Origin of the sequence: Cupriavidus sp. D384 (assembly GCF_001652915.1) — a bacterium.
GTDB lineage: Bacteria > Pseudomonadota > Gammaproteobacteria > Burkholderiales > Burkholderiaceae > Cupriavidus.
This window is the reverse complement of sequence record NZ_BBQI01000064.1, coordinates 1-16,222: the sequence shown is the minus strand read 5'-3', so window position 1 is coordinate 16,222 and position 16,222 is coordinate 1. Positions and strand designations below refer to the sequence as shown.

Annotated in this window: 17 protein-coding genes and 1 pseudogene; 6 read left to right on the top strand and 12 right to left on the bottom strand. The window is 63.7% G+C overall.

The window, feature by feature from the left end:
• Nucleotides 1-28: 28 nt before the first annotated feature.
• Nucleotides 29-1,240: a CaiB/BaiF CoA-transferase family protein gene (locus A9J21_RS14920; RefSeq protein WP_066736901.1), complete on the bottom strand. Its 1,212-nt coding sequence runs from the start codon at nt 1,238-1,240 to the stop codon at nt 29-31.
• A gap of 138 nt (nt 1,241-1,378) precedes the next feature.
• Between A9J21_RS14920 and A9J21_RS14915 the strand changes: the two genes are divergently transcribed.
• The 5 genes from A9J21_RS14915 (at nt 1,379) to A9J21_RS14895 (ending at nt 5,156) form a co-directional block, all read left to right on the top strand.
• The gene (locus A9J21_RS14915) at nt 1,379-2,272 is read left to right on the top strand and encodes a LysR family transcriptional regulator (RefSeq protein WP_066736899.1); all 894 of its coding nucleotides are present in this window, start codon (nt 1,379-1,381) and stop codon (nt 2,270-2,272) included.
• 139 nt (nt 2,273-2,411) lie between these two features.
• Nucleotides 2,412-2,798, top strand: a complete 387-nt coding sequence (locus tag A9J21_RS14910) for a cupin domain-containing protein (RefSeq protein ID WP_066736897.1) — start codon at nt 2,412-2,414, stop codon at nt 2,796-2,798.
• Nucleotides 2,799-2,821: 23 nt separating this feature from the next.
• Nucleotides 2,822-3,499: an MliC family protein gene (locus A9J21_RS14905; protein WP_082926432.1), complete on the top strand. Its 678-nt coding sequence runs from the start codon at nt 2,822-2,824 to the stop codon at nt 3,497-3,499.
• Nucleotides 3,500-3,652: 153 nt separating this feature from the next.
• Nucleotides 3,653-4,162, top strand: coding sequence for a sigma-70 family RNA polymerase sigma factor (locus tag A9J21_RS14900; RefSeq protein ID WP_066736895.1), 510 nt, complete (start codon nt 3,653-3,655; stop codon nt 4,160-4,162).
• 10 nt (nt 4,163-4,172) lie between these two features.
• Nucleotides 4,173-5,156, top strand: coding sequence for a FecR domain-containing protein (locus tag A9J21_RS14895; RefSeq protein WP_066736894.1), 984 nt, complete (start codon nt 4,173-4,175; stop codon nt 5,154-5,156).
• 17 nt (nt 5,157-5,173) lie between these two features.
• Here the strand turns inward: A9J21_RS14895 and A9J21_RS14890 are convergent, their stop codons facing one another.
• The 5 genes from A9J21_RS14890 to A9J21_RS14870 all read right to left on the bottom strand — a co-directional run bounded on the left by A9J21_RS14890 (nt 5,174) and on the right by A9J21_RS14870 (nt 10,266).
• Nucleotides 5,174-6,208 (bottom strand): acyl-CoA dehydrogenase family protein, encoded by a 1,035-nt coding sequence (locus A9J21_RS14890; RefSeq protein ID WP_066736892.1) that lies wholly within the window; start codon nt 6,206-6,208, stop codon nt 5,174-5,176.
• A gap of 14 nt (nt 6,209-6,222) precedes the next feature.
• Nucleotides 6,223-7,383: an acyl-CoA dehydrogenase family protein gene (locus tag A9J21_RS14885; protein WP_066736890.1), complete on the bottom strand. Its 1,161-nt coding sequence runs from the start codon at nt 7,381-7,383 to the stop codon at nt 6,223-6,225.
• Between the two features lie 61 nt (nt 7,384-7,444).
• On the bottom strand, nt 7,445-8,464 hold the full coding sequence (locus A9J21_RS14880) for a tripartite tricarboxylate transporter substrate binding protein (RefSeq protein WP_066736888.1): 1,020 nt from the start codon (nt 8,462-8,464) through the stop codon (nt 7,445-7,447).
• Nucleotides 8,465-8,587: 123 nt separating this feature from the next.
• A complete protein-coding gene (locus A9J21_RS14875) occupies nt 8,588-9,055 on the bottom strand; it encodes a MaoC family dehydratase (protein ID WP_066736886.1) in 468 nt (155 codons plus the stop codon).
• A 41-nt stretch (nt 9,056-9,096) separates the two neighbouring features.
• The gene (locus A9J21_RS14870) at nt 9,097-10,266 is read right to left on the bottom strand and encodes a CaiB/BaiF CoA-transferase family protein (RefSeq protein ID WP_066736884.1); all 1,170 of its coding nucleotides are present in this window, start codon (nt 10,264-10,266) and stop codon (nt 9,097-9,099) included.
• A 111-nt stretch (nt 10,267-10,377) separates the two neighbouring features.
• On the opposite strand from A9J21_RS14870, the gene A9J21_RS14865 reads away from it, so the two are divergent.
• The gene (locus tag A9J21_RS14865; protein ID WP_066737014.1) at nt 10,378-11,286 is read left to right on the top strand and encodes a LysR family transcriptional regulator; all 909 of its coding nucleotides are present in this window, start codon (nt 10,378-10,380) and stop codon (nt 11,284-11,286) included.
• Nucleotides 11,287-11,291: 5 nt separating this feature from the next.
• Here the strand turns inward: A9J21_RS14865 and A9J21_RS14860 are convergent, their stop codons facing one another.
• The 6 genes and pseudogenes from A9J21_RS14860 to A9J21_RS31975 all read right to left on the bottom strand — a co-directional run.
• The gene (locus A9J21_RS14860; protein ID WP_066736883.1) at nt 11,292-13,022 is read right to left on the bottom strand and encodes a ShlB/FhaC/HecB family hemolysin secretion/activation protein; all 1,731 of its coding nucleotides are present in this window, start codon (nt 13,020-13,022) and stop codon (nt 11,292-11,294) included.
• A gap of 268 nt (nt 13,023-13,290) precedes the next feature.
• Entirely contained in the window at nt 13,291-13,773 is a 483-nt protein-coding gene (locus tag A9J21_RS14855) for a hypothetical protein (RefSeq protein WP_156545905.1), read from the bottom strand.
• Between the two features lie 95 nt (nt 13,774-13,868).
• A complete protein-coding gene (locus A9J21_RS14850) occupies nt 13,869-14,273 on the bottom strand; it encodes a hypothetical protein (protein WP_066736881.1) in 405 nt (134 codons plus the stop codon).
• The gene (locus A9J21_RS31570; protein WP_156545903.1) at nt 14,273-14,500 is read right to left on the bottom strand and encodes a hypothetical protein; all 228 of its coding nucleotides are present in this window, start codon (nt 14,498-14,500) and stop codon (nt 14,273-14,275) included. Before A9J21_RS31570 ends, A9J21_RS14850 begins: the two co-directional genes overlap by 1 nt.
• A 96-nt stretch (nt 14,501-14,596) precedes the next feature.
• Complete coding sequence (locus tag A9J21_RS14845; RefSeq protein WP_066736879.1) at nt 14,597-15,076, bottom strand: hypothetical protein; 480 nt, start codon at nt 15,074-15,076, stop codon at nt 14,597-14,599.
• Nucleotides 15,077-16,222 (bottom strand): annotated as a pseudogene (locus A9J21_RS31975) (hemagglutinin); the annotation flags it as partial.

Here is a 16,222-nt window from a genome sequence, read left to right as displayed (position 1 = left end):
TGTCTCCTGTCGATCGAAAATTCGGGGGTCAGATCACGCCTCGGGATTGGAGATCCGCGATGGCGTCGTCGTCGAGCTTCAGCAATTCCTTGAACACTTCATGCGTATGCTGTCCCATGTGGGGCGGCGGCATGCGCACGGGCAGGCGCTGACCATCGAGTGCATACGGCGGAGCGAGCACGGCCTGTTCGCCGGCCTCGCTGTCCTCGAATCGATGCAGCAGGCCGGCTTGCGCCGTGCGTTCGGATTGCAGCGCGTCCAGCATGCCCAGCACCTCGCCGCACGGGATCTGCGCAGCCGTCAGGCGCTGCAGCAGGTCGGCGCGCGTGAAGCGCTGCAGCCGCTCCCGCACTTGCGCAAGCAGTTCGTCGCGATGGGCAGAGCGCGCCGTGTTGGTGGCAAAGCGTTCGTCATCGGCCCATTCGGGGCAGCCGATGACCTCGCGGCAGAAGCGCTGGAACTGGCCGTTGTTGCCAACCGTGATCACCAGCGGACCATCGGCGGCTTCAAACACGCCATAGGGGACGATGGACGGATGCGCATTGCCGAACTTGGGCGGGTCACCGGCCTTGAGCAAGGCTTCCATGCCGTAGTAGGACGTAATCATCACGCCGCAGTCGTAGAGCGCCATCTGCACGTGGCGGCCGCGGCCGGTGGACTGGCGCGCGAACAGCGCGGCCAGGATCGCCTGGGCGGAATACATGCCCGTGAACATGTCGACGGCCGCCACGCCGAACTTCAGCGGGCCCTGTCCGGCCTCGCCGTTGGTCGCCATCACGCCGGACTCGCCCTGCACCACCAGGTCGTAGCCGGGGCGTTCGGCCTCGGGCGTGAAGCGGGCGTAGCCGGAAATCGAACAGTAGACCAGGCGCGGATTGGTCTCGCTGAGCTGTTCGTAGCCCAGGCCGAGTTTCTCGGCGCCACCCACCTTGAAGTTCTGGATCACCACGTCGCACTGCGCGGCGAGCTGCCGGGCCAGCGCCAGGCCTGCCTCGTCCTGCAGGTCCAGCGTCACCGAACGCTTGTTGCGATTGGCGCTATTGAAATAGGAAGTATTGCGCGAGCCGATGCGCACGCCCCAGTCGCGGGTGTCGTCGCCCCGGGCGGGATGCTCCACCTTGATGACGTCGGCACCCAGGTCGGCCAGCGCCATCGCGCACATCGGGCCTGCCAGCACACGTGACAGATCCAGCACCCGCACGCCGGCCAGCGGCAGCGATGCCATGTTTTCGTGATTCATTTTGCTGCGTCTCCCCGCGTCCGGATCTGTTCCTGCCAGGGAGGTCCGGTTGTCTTTACGAGCATGCATTGTCCATATGTTCCTTATGCTTGACAATTGCAACCGGTTTTCACCATATATGAATACTAAAGGTTGACAATGGACCTGAACGCACTCGCATTGCTGGTCGATATCATCGACGCCGGCAACTTGAGCCGGGCCGCCAGCCAGCTCGGCATGAGCCGCGCCAATGTGAGCAAGCGGCTCAATCATTTCGAGCGCCAGCTTGGGGCCGAACTGCTCAGGCGCAGCACCCGGCAGCTCGAACCCACCGAGCTGGGATGGCAACTCTACGAACATGGCCGCGCCATCCGCCACGAACTGATGGCCGCCCAGGAATCGGTGCAGAGCCTGGGCAAACGCCTGAGCGGCACGGTGCGGCTAAGCGTGCCGAGCGGATTCGGCCAGCACACCATGTCGGCCTGGTTTATCGAGTTCATGACGATGTACCCCGCCATCACGCTCAATGTCATTTTCGATAACGACATCGAGGACCTGATCAAGGGGGCGGTGGACTTCTCCATCCGCGTCATGGCGGAAACGCCCACCAACGCCGTGGCCCACAGCCTGGGCGATGTCGAATATGTGGCCTGCGCCACCCCGCAGCTGGTGCGCGAATACGGCATGCCGCGCACGCTCGACCAGTTCCGTGACCTGCCGCTGATTACCTCCGAGCTGACCGGCCAGAAGCTGCATGCCGCGGGCCGGGCCGGCGCGGCGGGCGGGGTGCCGAGTATCCGGCCGCGCCTGATGTCGGCCAATTTCTTCTTCCTGCGCGACGCCATCCTGCAGGGGCTGGGCGTTGGGCTGGTGCCCCGCTACATGGTCGACCGCGACCTGGCCGCCAGTACCTTGCTGCAACTGCCCCTGCCACCCCAGGACCTGGCATTCCTGCGCACCACCATGTACCTGCTGTACATGCCGGCCCGCTACCAGACACGCGCCGTGACGACACTGGTGGCCTTCCTGCGCGACAAGGCGGCCGGCCGCTGACCGCTGATCGCTGGCCGGCGTGTCCGGCCGGCGCCCGGGCACCCACGGCATCGGCAGCTACACTTACGGCTGTACACCCTCTTTAGCCCCTTCAAACCCTTCAGACCTGCCTCGCCCGGTTTTGCCCGGGTCGCCACCCATGCCGCAAGCGACTTCCCCCGCCCCCGTCTCCCTGGTCGATTTCCGTGCCGATCCGGCCCCCACACACGACAATCCACGGCCCGACCGCCTGGTGCAGGGCAATCCCGACCGCACCACCTGGACGCACTACAGCGCCGAGCAGGGCGATTTCGACTGTGGCATCTGGGCATGCCAGCCGGGCGCGTGGCGCATTGCCTTTCCCGCCGGCAAGGAAGAATTCTTCTGCGTCATCAGTGGCCGGCTGCGCATCACCAGCCATACTGGTAGCGCACGGGAGTTCGGCCCGGGCGATGCCTGCGTGATCCCGGCGGGATTCGAAGGCGTATTCGAAGTCATCGAACCCGTACGCAAGCATTTCGTCGTGATCGATCGCAACGCGGGCTGAGCGGCCCGCAGGAGACCCCTGCCATGTCCAGACGCCCCGCCCTGCTGCCTGCCCTGCCGACCATCCTCCCTGCCGCTATCGCCGTACTCTCTTTCGCCGGCCCTGCGCCGGTACAAGCCGCGCAGGCCGCCGCCACGCCGAGCTTCGACTGCAAGAAAGCGGATGGACAGATCGAGCAGATGGTCTGCAAGGACGCCACGCTGGCGCGGCTGGACCGCGAAACCACGCGCCTCTACGGCCTGGCACTCGATGCACGGTCGCTGCCGACCGCGCAGAAAAAATCGCTGATTGCCGAGCAGCGGGGCTGGATCAAGGGCCGCAACGATTGCTGGAAGGCCGACGACGCGCATGCCTGCACGGCCACCAACTATCTGCAGCGAATCTACGATCTGCGCCATGGCTATGCCGGCGCCCGCACGCAGGACGACCGAGGCATCAGCCGGGGCCCGTTCAATATCCGCTGCCCCGGCGTGGAGGCAGTCATCGCCGGCACCTTCGTACAGACCGACCCGGGCTACGCGTACTTGCGCTGGCTGGACCAGCAACTGGTGCTGCAGCAAGCACCGGCCGCCTCCGGCGCCCGCTATGCGGCCACGCTCAAGGACGGCGAGGCGCAGTTCTGGGACAAGGGCCCAGACGCCCGGCTGGCCTTGCCCGGCAAACCCGAAATGGATTGCCGCGTGGAAATGACCGCCAACTGACGGCCGCGACAGAGAGCGTGGCACGGGCACGACGTTCGCCACGTGCCGGCCACGTTTCATTTGCTCCGCGCGGCACGCGTCCATATAATAACGATTCTCATTTCCCGGTACTTCGTACCTCTGCAGGCCCGCCGCGGCGACAAGGAAAGGACAATGGCCGCCGACGCCGGTCCCCATCAGGACATTCACGCGCTGTACAGCAGCCATCACCGCTGGCTGCTTGGCTGGCTGCACCGCAAGGTGGGTTGCTGGCATCGTTCCGCAGACCTGGCCCAGGACACGTTCATGCGTCTGCTGGCCCGCGAGGAAACCCCGTCCATTCTTGAACCGCGCGCCTTCCTGACCACCGTCGCGCAACGCGTGATGGCAAACCAGTGGCGCCGCGACAAGCTCGAACAGGCGTACCTCGAAGCGCTGGCGTACCAGCCGCCGTCGCTGGTGCCCTCGGTCGAGGAACGGGCGATCCTGCTGGAAACGCTGCAGGAAATTGCCGAACTGCTCGACGGCCTGCCCGTGCCGGTCCAGCGCGCATTCCTGATGGCACAGCTTGACGGCCTGAGCCAGGCGGACATCGCCGCCGCCCTGAATATCTCCGTCACCACCGTCAAGCGCTACCTGATCCGCGCCGGCACGCAGTGCTATTTCGCCATCTCGGCACCGTGACCTCAGCGCCATGAACCGCACGCCCCCAGTACCCGCCGCCATCCGGCCCGACGTGGCACATGCCGCCGTGGAATGGCTGGTTACGCTGCAAGGCAGCGATGCCGACGATGCCACGCGCGCAGCCTGGCGCCGCTGGCTCGAACATCCCGAACACGCCCGCGCCTGGGCGCATATCGAAGCCGTCAACGCCCGGCTGCGCGGCGTGGCTTCGCCGCTAGCCAGCGCCATGGCCAGTGCCGCGCTGGCGCCGCCCCGCTCGGCCAATCGCCGCCAGGCCGTCCGGGCGCTTGCCGTGCTGTTCGTGGGCGGTGGCGTAGGCTGGATGACGCGCGAGCACACGCCCTTGCAGGGCTGGCTGGCCGACGCGCACACCACCGTGGGCGAGCAGCGCAGGCTGACGCTCGACGACGGCACGCTTGTGCAGCTCAATACCGATACCGCCATCGACATCGCCTTCTCGGCCACCGAGCGCCGCGTGATCCTGAAGCGCGGCGAGATCGAGATCGAGACCGCACGCGATGCGGCAGCCGCGCCACGGCCGTTCGTCGTCGCCACGCAGGCGGCCACGCTGCAGCCGCTGGGTACGCGCTTCGCGGTGCGGCATCTGCCCGATGCGGGCTGGATCGGCGTGACCGAAGGCGCCGTGTCGGTGCGCCCCGCCGAAGACACGGACGCCGAGCGCATCGTCATGGCCGGCCAGGCCACGCACTTCACGTCCACACGTGTCGAGGCCCCTGCACCGCTGTCCGACGCCGCCACTGCCTGGACCGACGGCATGCTGGTGGCGGCCGACATGCGGCTCGATGCATTCCTGGCCGATGTCGACCGCTATCGCCCGGGCCATCTGCGCTGCGATCCCGCCATCGCGGGCCTGCGCGTGTCCGGCACCTTCCCTATCGCCGACACCGATCGCATCCTCGACGCACTACGCGGCATGCTGCCGGTGCGCATCCATTTCATGACGCGCTACTGGACCACGGTGCTACCGGCCTGATCGTCGCTTTACGATTTTTATGCGACGGCTGGGTCGACCGGATGCTGCATGGCTTCACCGCTCCAGGCGCGAATGATGTCCACCGCACCTGTCCCCGCACCTGTCCCCGTACCAGCTTCCGCGCCACCACTCGCCTCGCAGGCCACCTGGCCGATTTCGCGTGCCCAGTATTGCTCCGAACCATCGGCCACGCGCCATGCATGCAGCCGGCGCGTATAAAGCTGCAGGTCGTATTCAGCGGTAATGCCGATGGCCCCGTGTACGGCGTGGGCCATCGATGTGACCGGCGTCACGGCATCGCTGGCCCCGAACTTGGCGATGGCAGCATGCATGCGATGCGGCGTCGGGCCTTCGGCGGAAAATGCGATCTGCGCAGCCATGCGCGTGGCCGCCACCTGCTCGGCCATCACGCTGATCTGGTGCTGGATCGCCTGGAACTTGCCCACTGGGCGGCCAAACTGCACGCGGTCGTTGGCGTACTGCAGGGTCAGGTCGAACACGCGCGCGATGGCGCCGGCCATCTGCGCAGCATGCAGCGCGGCACCGATGGTTTGCAAGGTGCCCGGCGCCAGGTCGAAGCCAGGCCCAGGCGGGCTGGCAATGCTGACCGTAAGGTCGCCATGCACGCCGGTTGGCGCCACTTTGGCGGCGTCGCGATGCAACAGCCAGGCACGGCCTGCCTGCTGCGTCAGGAACCAGCTTGCCGTGGCCCCATCGGCCACTCTGGCACGCCCCTGCTGCCCGAAACTGGCTAGCGCGACGGGCCCGTCCGGTATCGCAACGCCGGCCGCGTGCAGCACCGCGCGCGCAAACATGGTCTGACCCAGCGGCAGCGGTATCGCGTATTGCCCGATGACCAGCAGCATCGGCAAGATATCTCGCAGGGTCAGGCCGGCATCAGGCAGCAGACTGTCCGCGAAACCGCTGGCATCGAGTTGTGCCCAGAGCGCGGCGGCCACGGGTGCGTCGCCGGCCTCGATGGCTCGCACCACGGCTGGCGTGCAGTGATCGCGCAGCACCGTTTCCAGCGCGTCGGCGTAAATGTCGTCCATGCCCATTCTCCGTGTCAGCGTAGTCCCAGGCCCCGCGCGATCATCCCGCGCAGGATTTCTCGCGTGCCGCCCCGCAGCGAATAGGTCGGCGAGATCTGGCTCACATAGGCCGCCGTGCGATACAGGTCGGCGTCTGCGGCCAAATCCATGCCGTCGCCCAGTGCCGCCTCGGCCAGCGCGCCAATCGATTGTTCCAGCCCGGTGCCCAGGTCCTTGACCAGCGCAGCCTCGACCAGCGGGCTTTCACCGGCGGCCAGCCGGGCGGTCACGGCCAGCGACATGGCGCGTAGCGTGGCAAGCTGCGCCATGATCCGGCCGATTGTCACCACATCGCGCTGCACCGCCGGCATCCGGCGTAGCGCCGTCATCCACGCATCGAGCAGGACCACGCTTGAATACAGCCGCTCCGGGCCGCTGCGCTCAAAAGCCAGTTCTGCGTTGACCTGCTCCCAGCCCGCGCCCTCCTGCCCCACCAGCGCGTCGGCAGGCAGCAACACGTCATCGAAGCTGACCTCCGAAAAATGGGCATCGCCTGCGAGGTCGTGGATGGGCCGTACCGTCACGCCCGGCAGCGACAGGTCGACGATCACCTGCGACAGGCCCTTCTGCCGGTCACCGGCCTCGCCCGACGTCCGCACCAGCGCCAGCATGAAGTGGCAGCGGTCAGCATTGGTCGTCCAGATCTTGCGGCCATTGAGCCGCCACCCGCCATCGGGCAGCGGCACCGCACGCGTCGCCACGCTTGCCAGGTCGGACCCAGAATTGGGCTCGCTCATGCCGATGCAGAAGAACGCCTCGGCGCGGCAGATGCGCGGCAGGTAGAAGGCGCGTTGTGCGTCGCTGCCGTAACGCAGGATCAGCGGGCCGCTCTGACGGTCTGCGATCCAGTGCGCCGACACCGGCGCGCCGCAGGCCAGCAGTTCCTCCACCAGCACGAAGCGCGAGAACGCATCGAGGCCGGCGCCGCCATACTGCGCGGGCAGCGTGATACCCACCCACCCGCGCCGGGCCAGCGCGCGGCTGAACCCGGCATCGAATCCCATCCACGAGCGCGCCCGCACATCGGGCGGCAGCGCGGGCAAATGGTCCCGCAGGAAGGCCTTGACCTCCTGCCGGAACGCGGCAGCCCCGGCAGGCAAGGCGGTCAGCGCAAACGTGCCAAACAGCGAATGCAATGTCGACTCCTTTACTGATCGATCCAGCGGCCGGCGGCCGGTCAATGCCGGTCAATGCCGGTCAGTCCAGCGTGACGCCCGTGTCCTTGACCACCTTTTGCCAGCGGTCGATCTCCTGGGCCAGGTATTTCGCGTAGGCGTCGGGGCTGGAGCCACGTGCCTCGGCCCCCTGCGCGGCCAGGCTGGCGCGGACATCGGCCGAACCCAGCGCCTTCAGCGCCGCGGCGTTCAGCTTGCGCACGATTTCTGGCGGCGTTCTGGCGGGCACCATCATGCCCTGCCAGGCACCGACCTCGAACCCCTGCATGCCCGATTCCGCCAGCGTGGGCACGTCCGGCAACTGCGCACTGCGCACAGCACTGGTCACGGCCAGCGCCTTCATGCGCTTGTCGCGGATAAACGGCAGCGACGAGTTGATCGTGTCGGTCATGAACTGCACCTGGCCGCTGGCGAGATCGGTCAGCGCGGGGGCGCTGCCCTTGTACGGCGCGTGCACGGCGTCCAGCCCGTTGGCCTGCAGGAACAGGAACGCGGCCAGATGCGTGACGTTGCCGTTGCCCGCCGAGCCGTAGGTCATCTTGCCGGGATGGGCCTTGAGCCATGCCACGAACTCGGGCACCGTGTTCGCCGGCACCTGCGCGTTGACTTCCAGCACCAGCGGCACGTTGGCCGTCATGGCTACCGGCACCAGGTCGCGCTTCACGTCGTAGGGCAGCTTCTTGTACAGCGCCTGGCTAAGCGCGATCGACGACGTGTTGTACAGCACCGTGTAGCCATCGGCGGGCGCCTTGGCGACGATCTCGTTGCCGATATTGCCGTTGGCTCCGGGCCGGTTGTCGACCAGCACCTGCTGGCCCAGTTCATCCGACATCTTCCTGGCGATCACGCGCGACACCAGGTCGGTAGGTCCGCCGGGCGGGAACGGCACCACCAGCCGGATGGGCCGGTCGGGATAGGCCGCGGCCTGCGCCGGGCGTGGCAACATGGCCACGGCCAGCGCGCACCCCGTCAGCGCCAGCAGCCATGTGCGGCGCGATGGAACGTTGAAGCAATGCCTGGCAATTCTGCTCTGTGATGGCATGGTTGTCTCCTCCGGTTAAAACCGTGTCCTGCCTGGCCGGTCAGTGGCCGGGCGGCGCGCGCCGCGGTGCCCTCGATGGCGGCGTGGCTGCGCCCCGTCTGCGTCCGGGGGTCAACCCCGCCGTCAGGCCTCGCGTCCGGCCAGCAGCCGCCGCGCGGTATAGGTCATGACCAGCTCCTGGCGCTGGTTGAATACCTCGATCGACGAATCCACCACGGCGCGGCCGCTCTTCGACGTCGGCCGTACGCCGGTCACGGTGATCCGTGCGTGGATGGTGTCGCCCACCAGCACCGGGCCGTGGATCTTCTGCGTCAGTTCGAGCATCGCCAGGCCGGTGCCCTGGATCATCGTCTGCAGGATGAACCCTTCGATCAGCGCGTAGGTCAGCGCGGCGGGCACCGGCCGGCCCTTGATCGCGCCCGCCTCGTAGCCCTCCTCGATGAAGATGGCCTCCAGCATGCCGGTGACCGAGATGAAGTTGACCAGGTCGGTCTCGGTCACGGTGCGGCGGAAGGTCTCGAATACCTGGCCTTCGCGGATGTCCTGCCAGTAGAAGCCTTGTCCCAGGCGTTGCGGCTGTGCTGCGGTCATGTTGTCTCCGTGTCGTGTATCGATGGGGAAGGGTTCGATGGTCAATCGCCCAGCGCGGCGATCTCGGCATCGCTCAGGCCCAGGCTGCCCAGCACCTCGCGCGTATGCTCGCCCAGGCGCGGCGGCACGGTGGCATGGGCGCGCTCGCCGTCGAATCGCACCGGCGCACCCGGAAAGCGCAGCGTACCCATGGCCGGGTCGTCCACCTGATCGAAAAAACCGGTGGCCCGCAGGTGCGGATCGTCCACCAGTTCGTCCAGGTCGTTGACGCGGGCCACCGGGATCTGCAGCGTCTCGCACAGCGCCAGCCAGTCGTCGGTGCTGCGTTCGCGCACCAGTTCGCCGGTGATCTCGTAAAGCGTCTCGATATGGCGTGTGCGCGCGGCGATGTCCGTGAAGCGCGCATCGGCGGCCAGGTCGTTGCGGCCGGCGGCCTGGAAGAAGTCGCGCCAGTGAGCATCGGTGTACGGCATCATGCAGACGTAGCCATCGGCCGTCTGGTAAGGCCGGCGCAACGGCGCAAGCACGCGCGGATAGCCTGCGGTGGCGCGCGGCGGCTCGAAGTGCTGCCCATACAGGTGCTCGACCAGATTGAATGCCACCATCGACTCGAACATCGGCACTTCCACCATGCCGCCCTTGCCGCCATTGCGCTCGCGGCCAGCCAGCGCGGCGGAGATCGACAGCGCCGCCACCAGCCCGCTGGTCTTGTCGGCCGAAATCGTCGGGAAATAGCGCACGGTGCCGGTCTGCGCGGCCATTAGCGCGGCATTGCCGCACAGCCCCTGGATGATGTCGTCGTAGGCCGGGCGGCCGCCATAGGGGCCATCCTCGGCAAAGCCCAGCAGGCTCACGTAGACCAGTTGCGGATGGCGCGCCATGACGCTGGCCGGCTCCAGGTCCAACTTGCCCAGCTTCTGCGGACGCATGCTGTGCAGGAACACGTCGGCCGTTTCCAGCAGCCTGTGCAACGCGGCCTGGGCGGCCGGCTGCTTCAGGTTCAGCACCACGCTCTTCTTGCTGCGGTTCACACCCAGAAAAATGGCGGACATGCCATCTTCGGTGGCCGGGCCGGTGCGGCGCGTGGAATCGCCGTCGGGCGTTTCCACCTTGATGACTTCGGCGCCCAGGTCGGCCAGCCACTGGCTGGCGTACGGGCCCATCACGACTGTCGACAGGTCGACGACACGAACACCTGACAGGGGCAGCATCGTGGTGTCTCCTTATGGCTTTTATGGATCTGATGGGGCCCTAGCGTAGTTCAGCCGGCCGCTTGCGTCTAATATTAGATATTTAAGAACTGATATCGGTTGTATATCGCCATGGACCTGCGCCAGCTCCAGCAGTTTGTCGTGCTTGCCGAGACCGGCAACTTTCACCGTGCCGCCGAGCGCCTGCATATGGCGCAGCCGCCGCTGTCCATCTCGATCCGCAAGCTCGAAGCGTCGCTGGGCACCGCGCTGTTCGTGCGAACCACCCGTGGCGTGCGGCTGACTCAGGCCGGCGAGGCAGCGCTGAACGATGCCCGTCGCGCGCTGTTCCATGCGGAGCAGGCGCGCGCCGCCGCCCAATCGGCCGCGCATGGCGAGCGCGGGGCACTGCGCGTGGGCTTTGTCGGATCGGCCACCTATGCGCTGCTGCCGCGCCTGATTCCGGCGTTTCGCGGCGAACACCCCGGTATCGAACTGATCCTGCATGAATCCACGTCGGCCGCGATCCTAGACCGCATTGAACGCGGGCAGCTCGACGCGGGGCTGGTGCGCTTTCCCATCCTGAGCAGCGGGCCCTTCCAGCTGCTGCCACTGGAATCCGATTCGTTCATGGCCGCCGTGCCGGCCGAGAGTCGCTTCGCCGCCCAGGACAGCATCGCGCTCAAGGCACTGGCCGACGAACCTTTCATCATGCATCCCAGCGCCGACGTGCCCAACCTTCAGGCCGTGGCGATGTTGCTATGCCAGCAGGCTGGTTTCGTGCCGCGCATCACGCAGGAAGCCGTACAGGTGCAGACCATCGTCAGCCTGGTGGAGAGCGGATTGGGTGTGGCGCTGGTGCCGGGGGTGACGGCGCGCTATACCAACCGGCGCGTGCGCTTTCTGCGCCTGTCTAGCCCGCGCCCGACCAACCGCATCGGCATTGCGCTGGCGACGCAGCAGGACACCGACGACCTGCATGTGCAGCGGTTTGTGTCGGTGGCGCGACGGATTGCGCTGGGGCAGGCGGAGGGGGAATAGGCAGATCAGATTTCCAGCGCGACCTGTGCCGCGATATTGATTCGCCCAGTGCGAAAACCATCGGGCTTCTTGACAGGCGTGCCGAGCGTTATTTCATATGACAGCCCCGCAAGGCTGCCGAGTCGCCACCGGCCCCGCGCGCCCATTACGGCGCCCACCAGCGTTTGTCCGGCCAGAAAGGCAGCGGAGGGCCCGCTGACATGCCCCATATCCACGCCAACGAACGCCTGCTGTCCAGATTCGCCGAGTTGCCAGATCAGATCGTTACGCATCGTGGCACCATTTTCGGCCGACAGTGTCAACTGCTCATCAAAGCCGCGCACCGCATAACGATTGCCAATCGAGAAATAGTCCGAGGGCAGGATGCGCGTGGCGGCATGCTGCATCCTCACCGAACCCTGGTATTGCAGACGCTGCCCCAATGCCAGAAACGGCAAGGTGAGACTCGCGTTAGCAAACAGGATCTGCGAACCACCGTCCCATCCCGGTTCGCCCAGAACAAAACCTGTGGCCCGGGAATGGTTTGGCAGCGACTGGCGCCAGGAAGCACCGACATCGACGATACGGGCACCGAAATAATGCCGAAGCGACCCGCCCAGTTCGAGGCCCACGACGTCACGGTGCTGAACAGGCAAATCCAGTCCGTTGATCGTACTGCTCGCGGACTTGCGGAATAGCTTGCCGAATGCGCTGGCCTTGCTCGAAGCATTGCGGAACAAGACGTATCCGATACCGGCCTCGATCTGTGTACTGCGACCGCCGTAGATAATGTCCTCCCGGAATCCGGCAACGGTCTGCCTGTAGCGCGACTGGTTGGCATTAAAGAATGCGCTCCAGTATCCGAATGGCACGTTGTAGTTGACCGACGACGAGCGCGTACCCGCTGCGCCATTGCCGAAGTTGGCGTTGGTATTGCCTGAGACGGTCAGGCTATCGTAGAGATGCAGCGGCGAATCCAGCGTCAACGTGCCGCCAAGCTGATACTTGCCGGTGTTCTCGATCCCTGCGTTGTCGACGGTAATGGAACCATGCAGGCGGCTCCCACTGCCAGGCTTTAGCACAAGGTCGGCGTCCCCAGGCATTTGTCCGGGCAGCAAATCGATCGTGGCGTCGGATTGGCCTTGCAGACGGCGAACATTTTCCGTGGCCTGATCCAGGTCGCGCTGATTAAGGGTTCCAGCGGGCCAAGTCGGCAGCGCCATGCGCCACCATCCGACGGTGCCATCCGCAGTGACTTCGGCTATACGGCCCGGAATAACGTGCAGCCGCAGCGTGCCCGATGACAGGCTTTGCTCGGGTATCAGCAGCCGTGTGGTGACATATCCCTCGCTGACCAGACGCGCCGCAAAATAATCGTGGATTGCCTGCAAGCCCTTAACGCCGACACATTGGGAAATGAGAATGTCGGTCTCGCGTATCAGCCAACGGAAACTGTCTGCCCCTTCCAACTCGACCTGCCGGATTGGAAAGCAGGGATGCTCAGCCGGGAGAATCAACGGCCCCCGCATTGCGGCAGACACGGACACGGCTGGCGACAGCACATCCGGTCTGGACATCGCCCGCTGCCTGGCGGCGTCCTGTTGCTGCGCCTGGCGCTGCTCGATTGCGTTGTTTGGAATGGCGCCACCAGGACGCGGCGCCTGAGCCAAGGACGTCGACGGCAACCCAAGCGTGAACAAGATGAACGGAAGAGCCCCGCGGGCCTCGAGGCCCGCAGCTTGTAGCATTTTGCGCATAGACGTTCGGGATATATCGCCACGGATATCGGTAATCCAATGAGCCGTGTTCAATAAATTTTCGCGCGCTCATTGGTCCTGTGTATGGCCACCCGAAAGCCTATGCAGTGTGCTTTTCTTCGTCTATCGCAATTGGTCCAAAGATGTAGATCGATCAATCGGAACTCCGCCAGCGCCACTTGCCGTTGCCATCCATTTCTGGCGATAGTGGTGTGCAGAGACGTACGCCCGCGCGAAAAATTGGATCATCCCGCAGCACCGTTACGCCTCATAAGCACGTACTTCGAGTAGCTATCTGGGTCGACATAGGCTCTGAAGGTAGCGTCGATGGCCATAGGGTTCCCCCCGCTTTTTCCCGCCAACCAGAAATTGCTGCGCCGACAAGGGCATCCGCCCCTGCCGCTACGCTCGGCTTGCTCGCCTCAATCAGCTCATCCTTGAAGGCTCCGCCCGTGCTCCATAAATCGTTGCGCAGGTTGCTATCGAACTGCGTCCGCTGAGTGCCATCGAGGCGCGCCGTGGCCACCTCGGGATCTTCCAGCCACTTTCCGGTGGTCGGATCATAAGAAGCCGGCACACCGGCTGACTTGGCCGCCGCTTCGGAATCGAAGGTCTTCAGATCGCCTGTTCCGACCTGGTCATTACGGTACACAGAGCGGATCGCATAATAGATCTCGTCCTGCGTCATCCCCGCATATTTCGGGTCCTTCGCCAGCTCCCCTGCCTTGCGCCGCAGATAGGCATCGGTCACGTTGTGCAGTTGCCGATTAAACCGAACCCGGCACAAGGCCAGGTTCGACTGGCATCTAGGTATCAATTGCGGCAAGACGCTTGAAGTCCGTTCATCTACTCGAAGACAATCGCAAGCGCAACGCTCTCGCCATATTGCGTGCGGTATTTACACAAAACAACGTCCACAAGCACTGATACAAACTGCTTGGCCACGTCTGCATCCAGACCATCAAGGTAGAAAGAGAACTCGGCATCCCCGTTCTCGATGGACCAAGACATAAAGACATCTTGGTCTGTAGCCATCCACAGCTGAACATTCTTCAGACGAAGAGAGGACACCCCTTCTGCTATTGCGGCTGGATCGATTTCAACCTGCTCCCCTTCATCGGTCCAGCTCGTGATTTTCGAGTTCCCCGGATTAACTAGGGAGGCTCCCAATTGCCCCAGTTGGGCAATAAGGACTTGAAACCCGCTATCAATCGTCTCGGGGACTCGAACGCGACAAACAGCCGTTGCCATTATTTGACTCCTGGAAAGATCTTGACATTGTCAGCGCCAGGTATCTTAGTCGCAAGATTGATGGCCGACTGAGGAGTGCCTTCTGCAAAGTAAGCCTGCGCGGCAACGCCACGTTGATCGGCAATTGCTTGATAGATACGAAGTTTTTGACCTAGTTTTCCGAGATTGTTTGCCTTTGCGGGGCCGCCCACAGCTACCAGATCGCCCAGAATCGCACCATATTGCAAAAAAATCTGGATTTCCGGATAACATTTACATTACCTTGAATCCCAGATTTTCTCTTAACTTCAACAAAGATTTTTAGAAATTTTTTGCGTCGGTCGCTAGTGCTGACCATTGGGGCCCACGGCGGCTCTGATCTGACCGAAAATATCTTCGTTCGAATCGATAATCAGAACAGCATCTATATATCCATTGATGTTGTCGCTTAACCAGCTAAGGCCTTTACGTTTTAGGTGAAACTTAACCACCACGCTGATTTCGTCCGCAGAAACTACCGCCGTTAGCACACCATCTTCTTGCCAATTCTGGAATATCAATCGTACAAGCTTCATCGCATGCATCAAGGAATATTTCGGCGCGAAATCCTCAACATGAATCGAGTTGACGAAACATTCGAACCCGATAGGATCTTGAAAATCGTCCCTGCTGACATTTATCGGCCCTTCTATGAAGGATCGGAGAATGTAGCAGTCACCAGCGAGAACAAATCCCTTGTCCACAATGGCCTTCAACTCAGGCGGCAGATCACAATCGAAAAACGCCCCCGCCAACAGGCTGCGCATCTCATCATTCAGTTTCATTTATCTTTCTCCAAGGTACTTACTCAACCCCTTTCTAATGGCCTCACTAAACCTGGGATCATCTATCAGTTTGTTTACGGAATTAGGTGCGTCCGGAAAACTGTTAGTGACCGGATCATAAAGATACTTTCCGCCAGCGTTATCCTGGTAATGAATTTGGCCGGGTCGTTGTCCGGGATTTGGGTTTTCAACGTCAATTCGCTCTCGTCCACTTCCCTTCCAGATCGTCTTGCTCGCCACCTGCGGCCCATTTGCCCCCAGCATATCAACGCTGCTACCGTTGTCTGGGTTGCTTGAACCTCCTTTGCCACCATCCTTGGTTGCAAAGATGCCGTTGGCTGATCCCGGCAACGGAGGTGTTGCAACGCAGAAGGCAACACCGAGCCCACCGCTACACGACGCGATTGGCGGCAACGCTGGACTCGCACCGGTCGACGGTGTGTTGGGACCGCCCGGACCACCAAAATCATCAGGATTAACAAGCGTCGGCTGAGGGCCATATTGCAGTACACGCTTGGCGTCATTACCAAGGGAAGCCAAGCCATCATGGATGACAACTTGTCCCTGCACTACCTTCTGGATCAGTCCAACCAGCCCACCCGAGGTATCACAATCGGCCTTGCCTTGGCACGTTGAGGAACGGTTAAAGCGATCTTCGTTAGCAGCGGTTGCCGCTCCCGAACCACCGCCGACTAGAGCACCGAGGCCTCCCGCAACAATGTTCGCCAAGGTATTGCCAAGCGAGCGATCAACATCAGGGTCGCCGGTGATCGCCATCGCAGCGTTACTGATTCCGTTAAGTTGGGGCGCAAGGCCTGCAGAAATACCGGCACCGGCCGCTCCGGCCAGCGCACTCCCCCCGCCCAGACCTGCCACCATTGCTCCGCCGGCCATGTGAAGCGCAACACGATACTGCCCTCCATCTGCCCAATCCTTCACCTCCGCGGCGGCGGCGGTCAGAGCGGCTTCATTGGACTCCGATGGATTGGCATCAAAGGCAGCTTGCGCGGCGTCCATACGCTTCTTAGCTTCGTCGCGCTTTGCGTTCGCTACCTCTCCAATCGTCTTCGCCACCGCCTCCCCAGCCGCCTGCGCCGCCGCCATCATGTCGGCTTGCTTGCCCAGCACGTTGTTGAGGTCCGGGCC

Excerpts from the sequence above, each read along its gene's own strand:
- A9J21_RS14920 (WP_066736901.1), bottom strand. The coding sequence starts at position 1,240 with ATGAATCACGAAAACATGGCATCGCTGCCGCTGGCCGGCGTGCGGGTG.
- A9J21_RS14915 (WP_066736899.1), top strand. The coding sequence starts at position 1,379 with ATGGACCTGAACGCACTCGCATTGCTGGTCGATATCATCGACGCCGGC.
- A9J21_RS14910 (WP_066736897.1), top strand. The coding sequence starts at position 2,412 with ATGCCGCAAGCGACTTCCCCCGCCCCCGTCTCCCTGGTCGATTTCCGT.
- A9J21_RS14905 (WP_082926432.1), top strand. The coding sequence starts at position 2,822 with ATGTCCAGACGCCCCGCCCTGCTGCCTGCCCTGCCGACCATCCTCCCT.
- A9J21_RS14900 (WP_066736895.1), top strand. The coding sequence starts at position 3,653 with ATGGCCGCCGACGCCGGTCCCCATCAGGACATTCACGCGCTGTACAGC.
- A9J21_RS14895 (WP_066736894.1), top strand. The coding sequence starts at position 4,173 with ATGAACCGCACGCCCCCAGTACCCGCCGCCATCCGGCCCGACGTGGCA.
- A9J21_RS14890 (WP_066736892.1), bottom strand. The coding sequence starts at position 6,208 with ATGGACGACATTTACGCCGACGCGCTGGAAACGGTGCTGCGCGATCAC.
- A9J21_RS14880 (WP_066736888.1), bottom strand. The coding sequence starts at position 8,464 with ATGCCATCACAGAGCAGAATTGCCAGGCATTGCTTCAACGTTCCATCG.
- A9J21_RS14875 (WP_066736886.1), bottom strand. The coding sequence starts at position 9,055 with ATGACCGCAGCACAGCCGCAACGCCTGGGACAAGGCTTCTACTGGCAG.
- A9J21_RS14870 (WP_066736884.1), bottom strand. The coding sequence starts at position 10,266 with ATGCTGCCCCTGTCAGGTGTTCGTGTCGTCGACCTGTCGACAGTCGTG.
- A9J21_RS14865 (WP_066737014.1), top strand. The coding sequence starts at position 10,378 with ATGGACCTGCGCCAGCTCCAGCAGTTTGTCGTGCTTGCCGAGACCGGC.
- A9J21_RS14860 (WP_066736883.1), bottom strand. The coding sequence starts at position 13,022 with ATGCGCAAAATGCTACAAGCTGCGGGCCTCGAGGCCCGCGGGGCTCTT.
- A9J21_RS14850 (WP_066736881.1), bottom strand. The coding sequence starts at position 14,273 with ATGGCAACGGCTGTTTGTCGCGTTCGAGTCCCCGAGACGATTGATAGC.
- A9J21_RS14845 (WP_066736879.1), bottom strand. The coding sequence starts at position 15,076 with ATGAAACTGAATGATGAGATGCGCAGCCTGTTGGCGGGGGCGTTTTTC.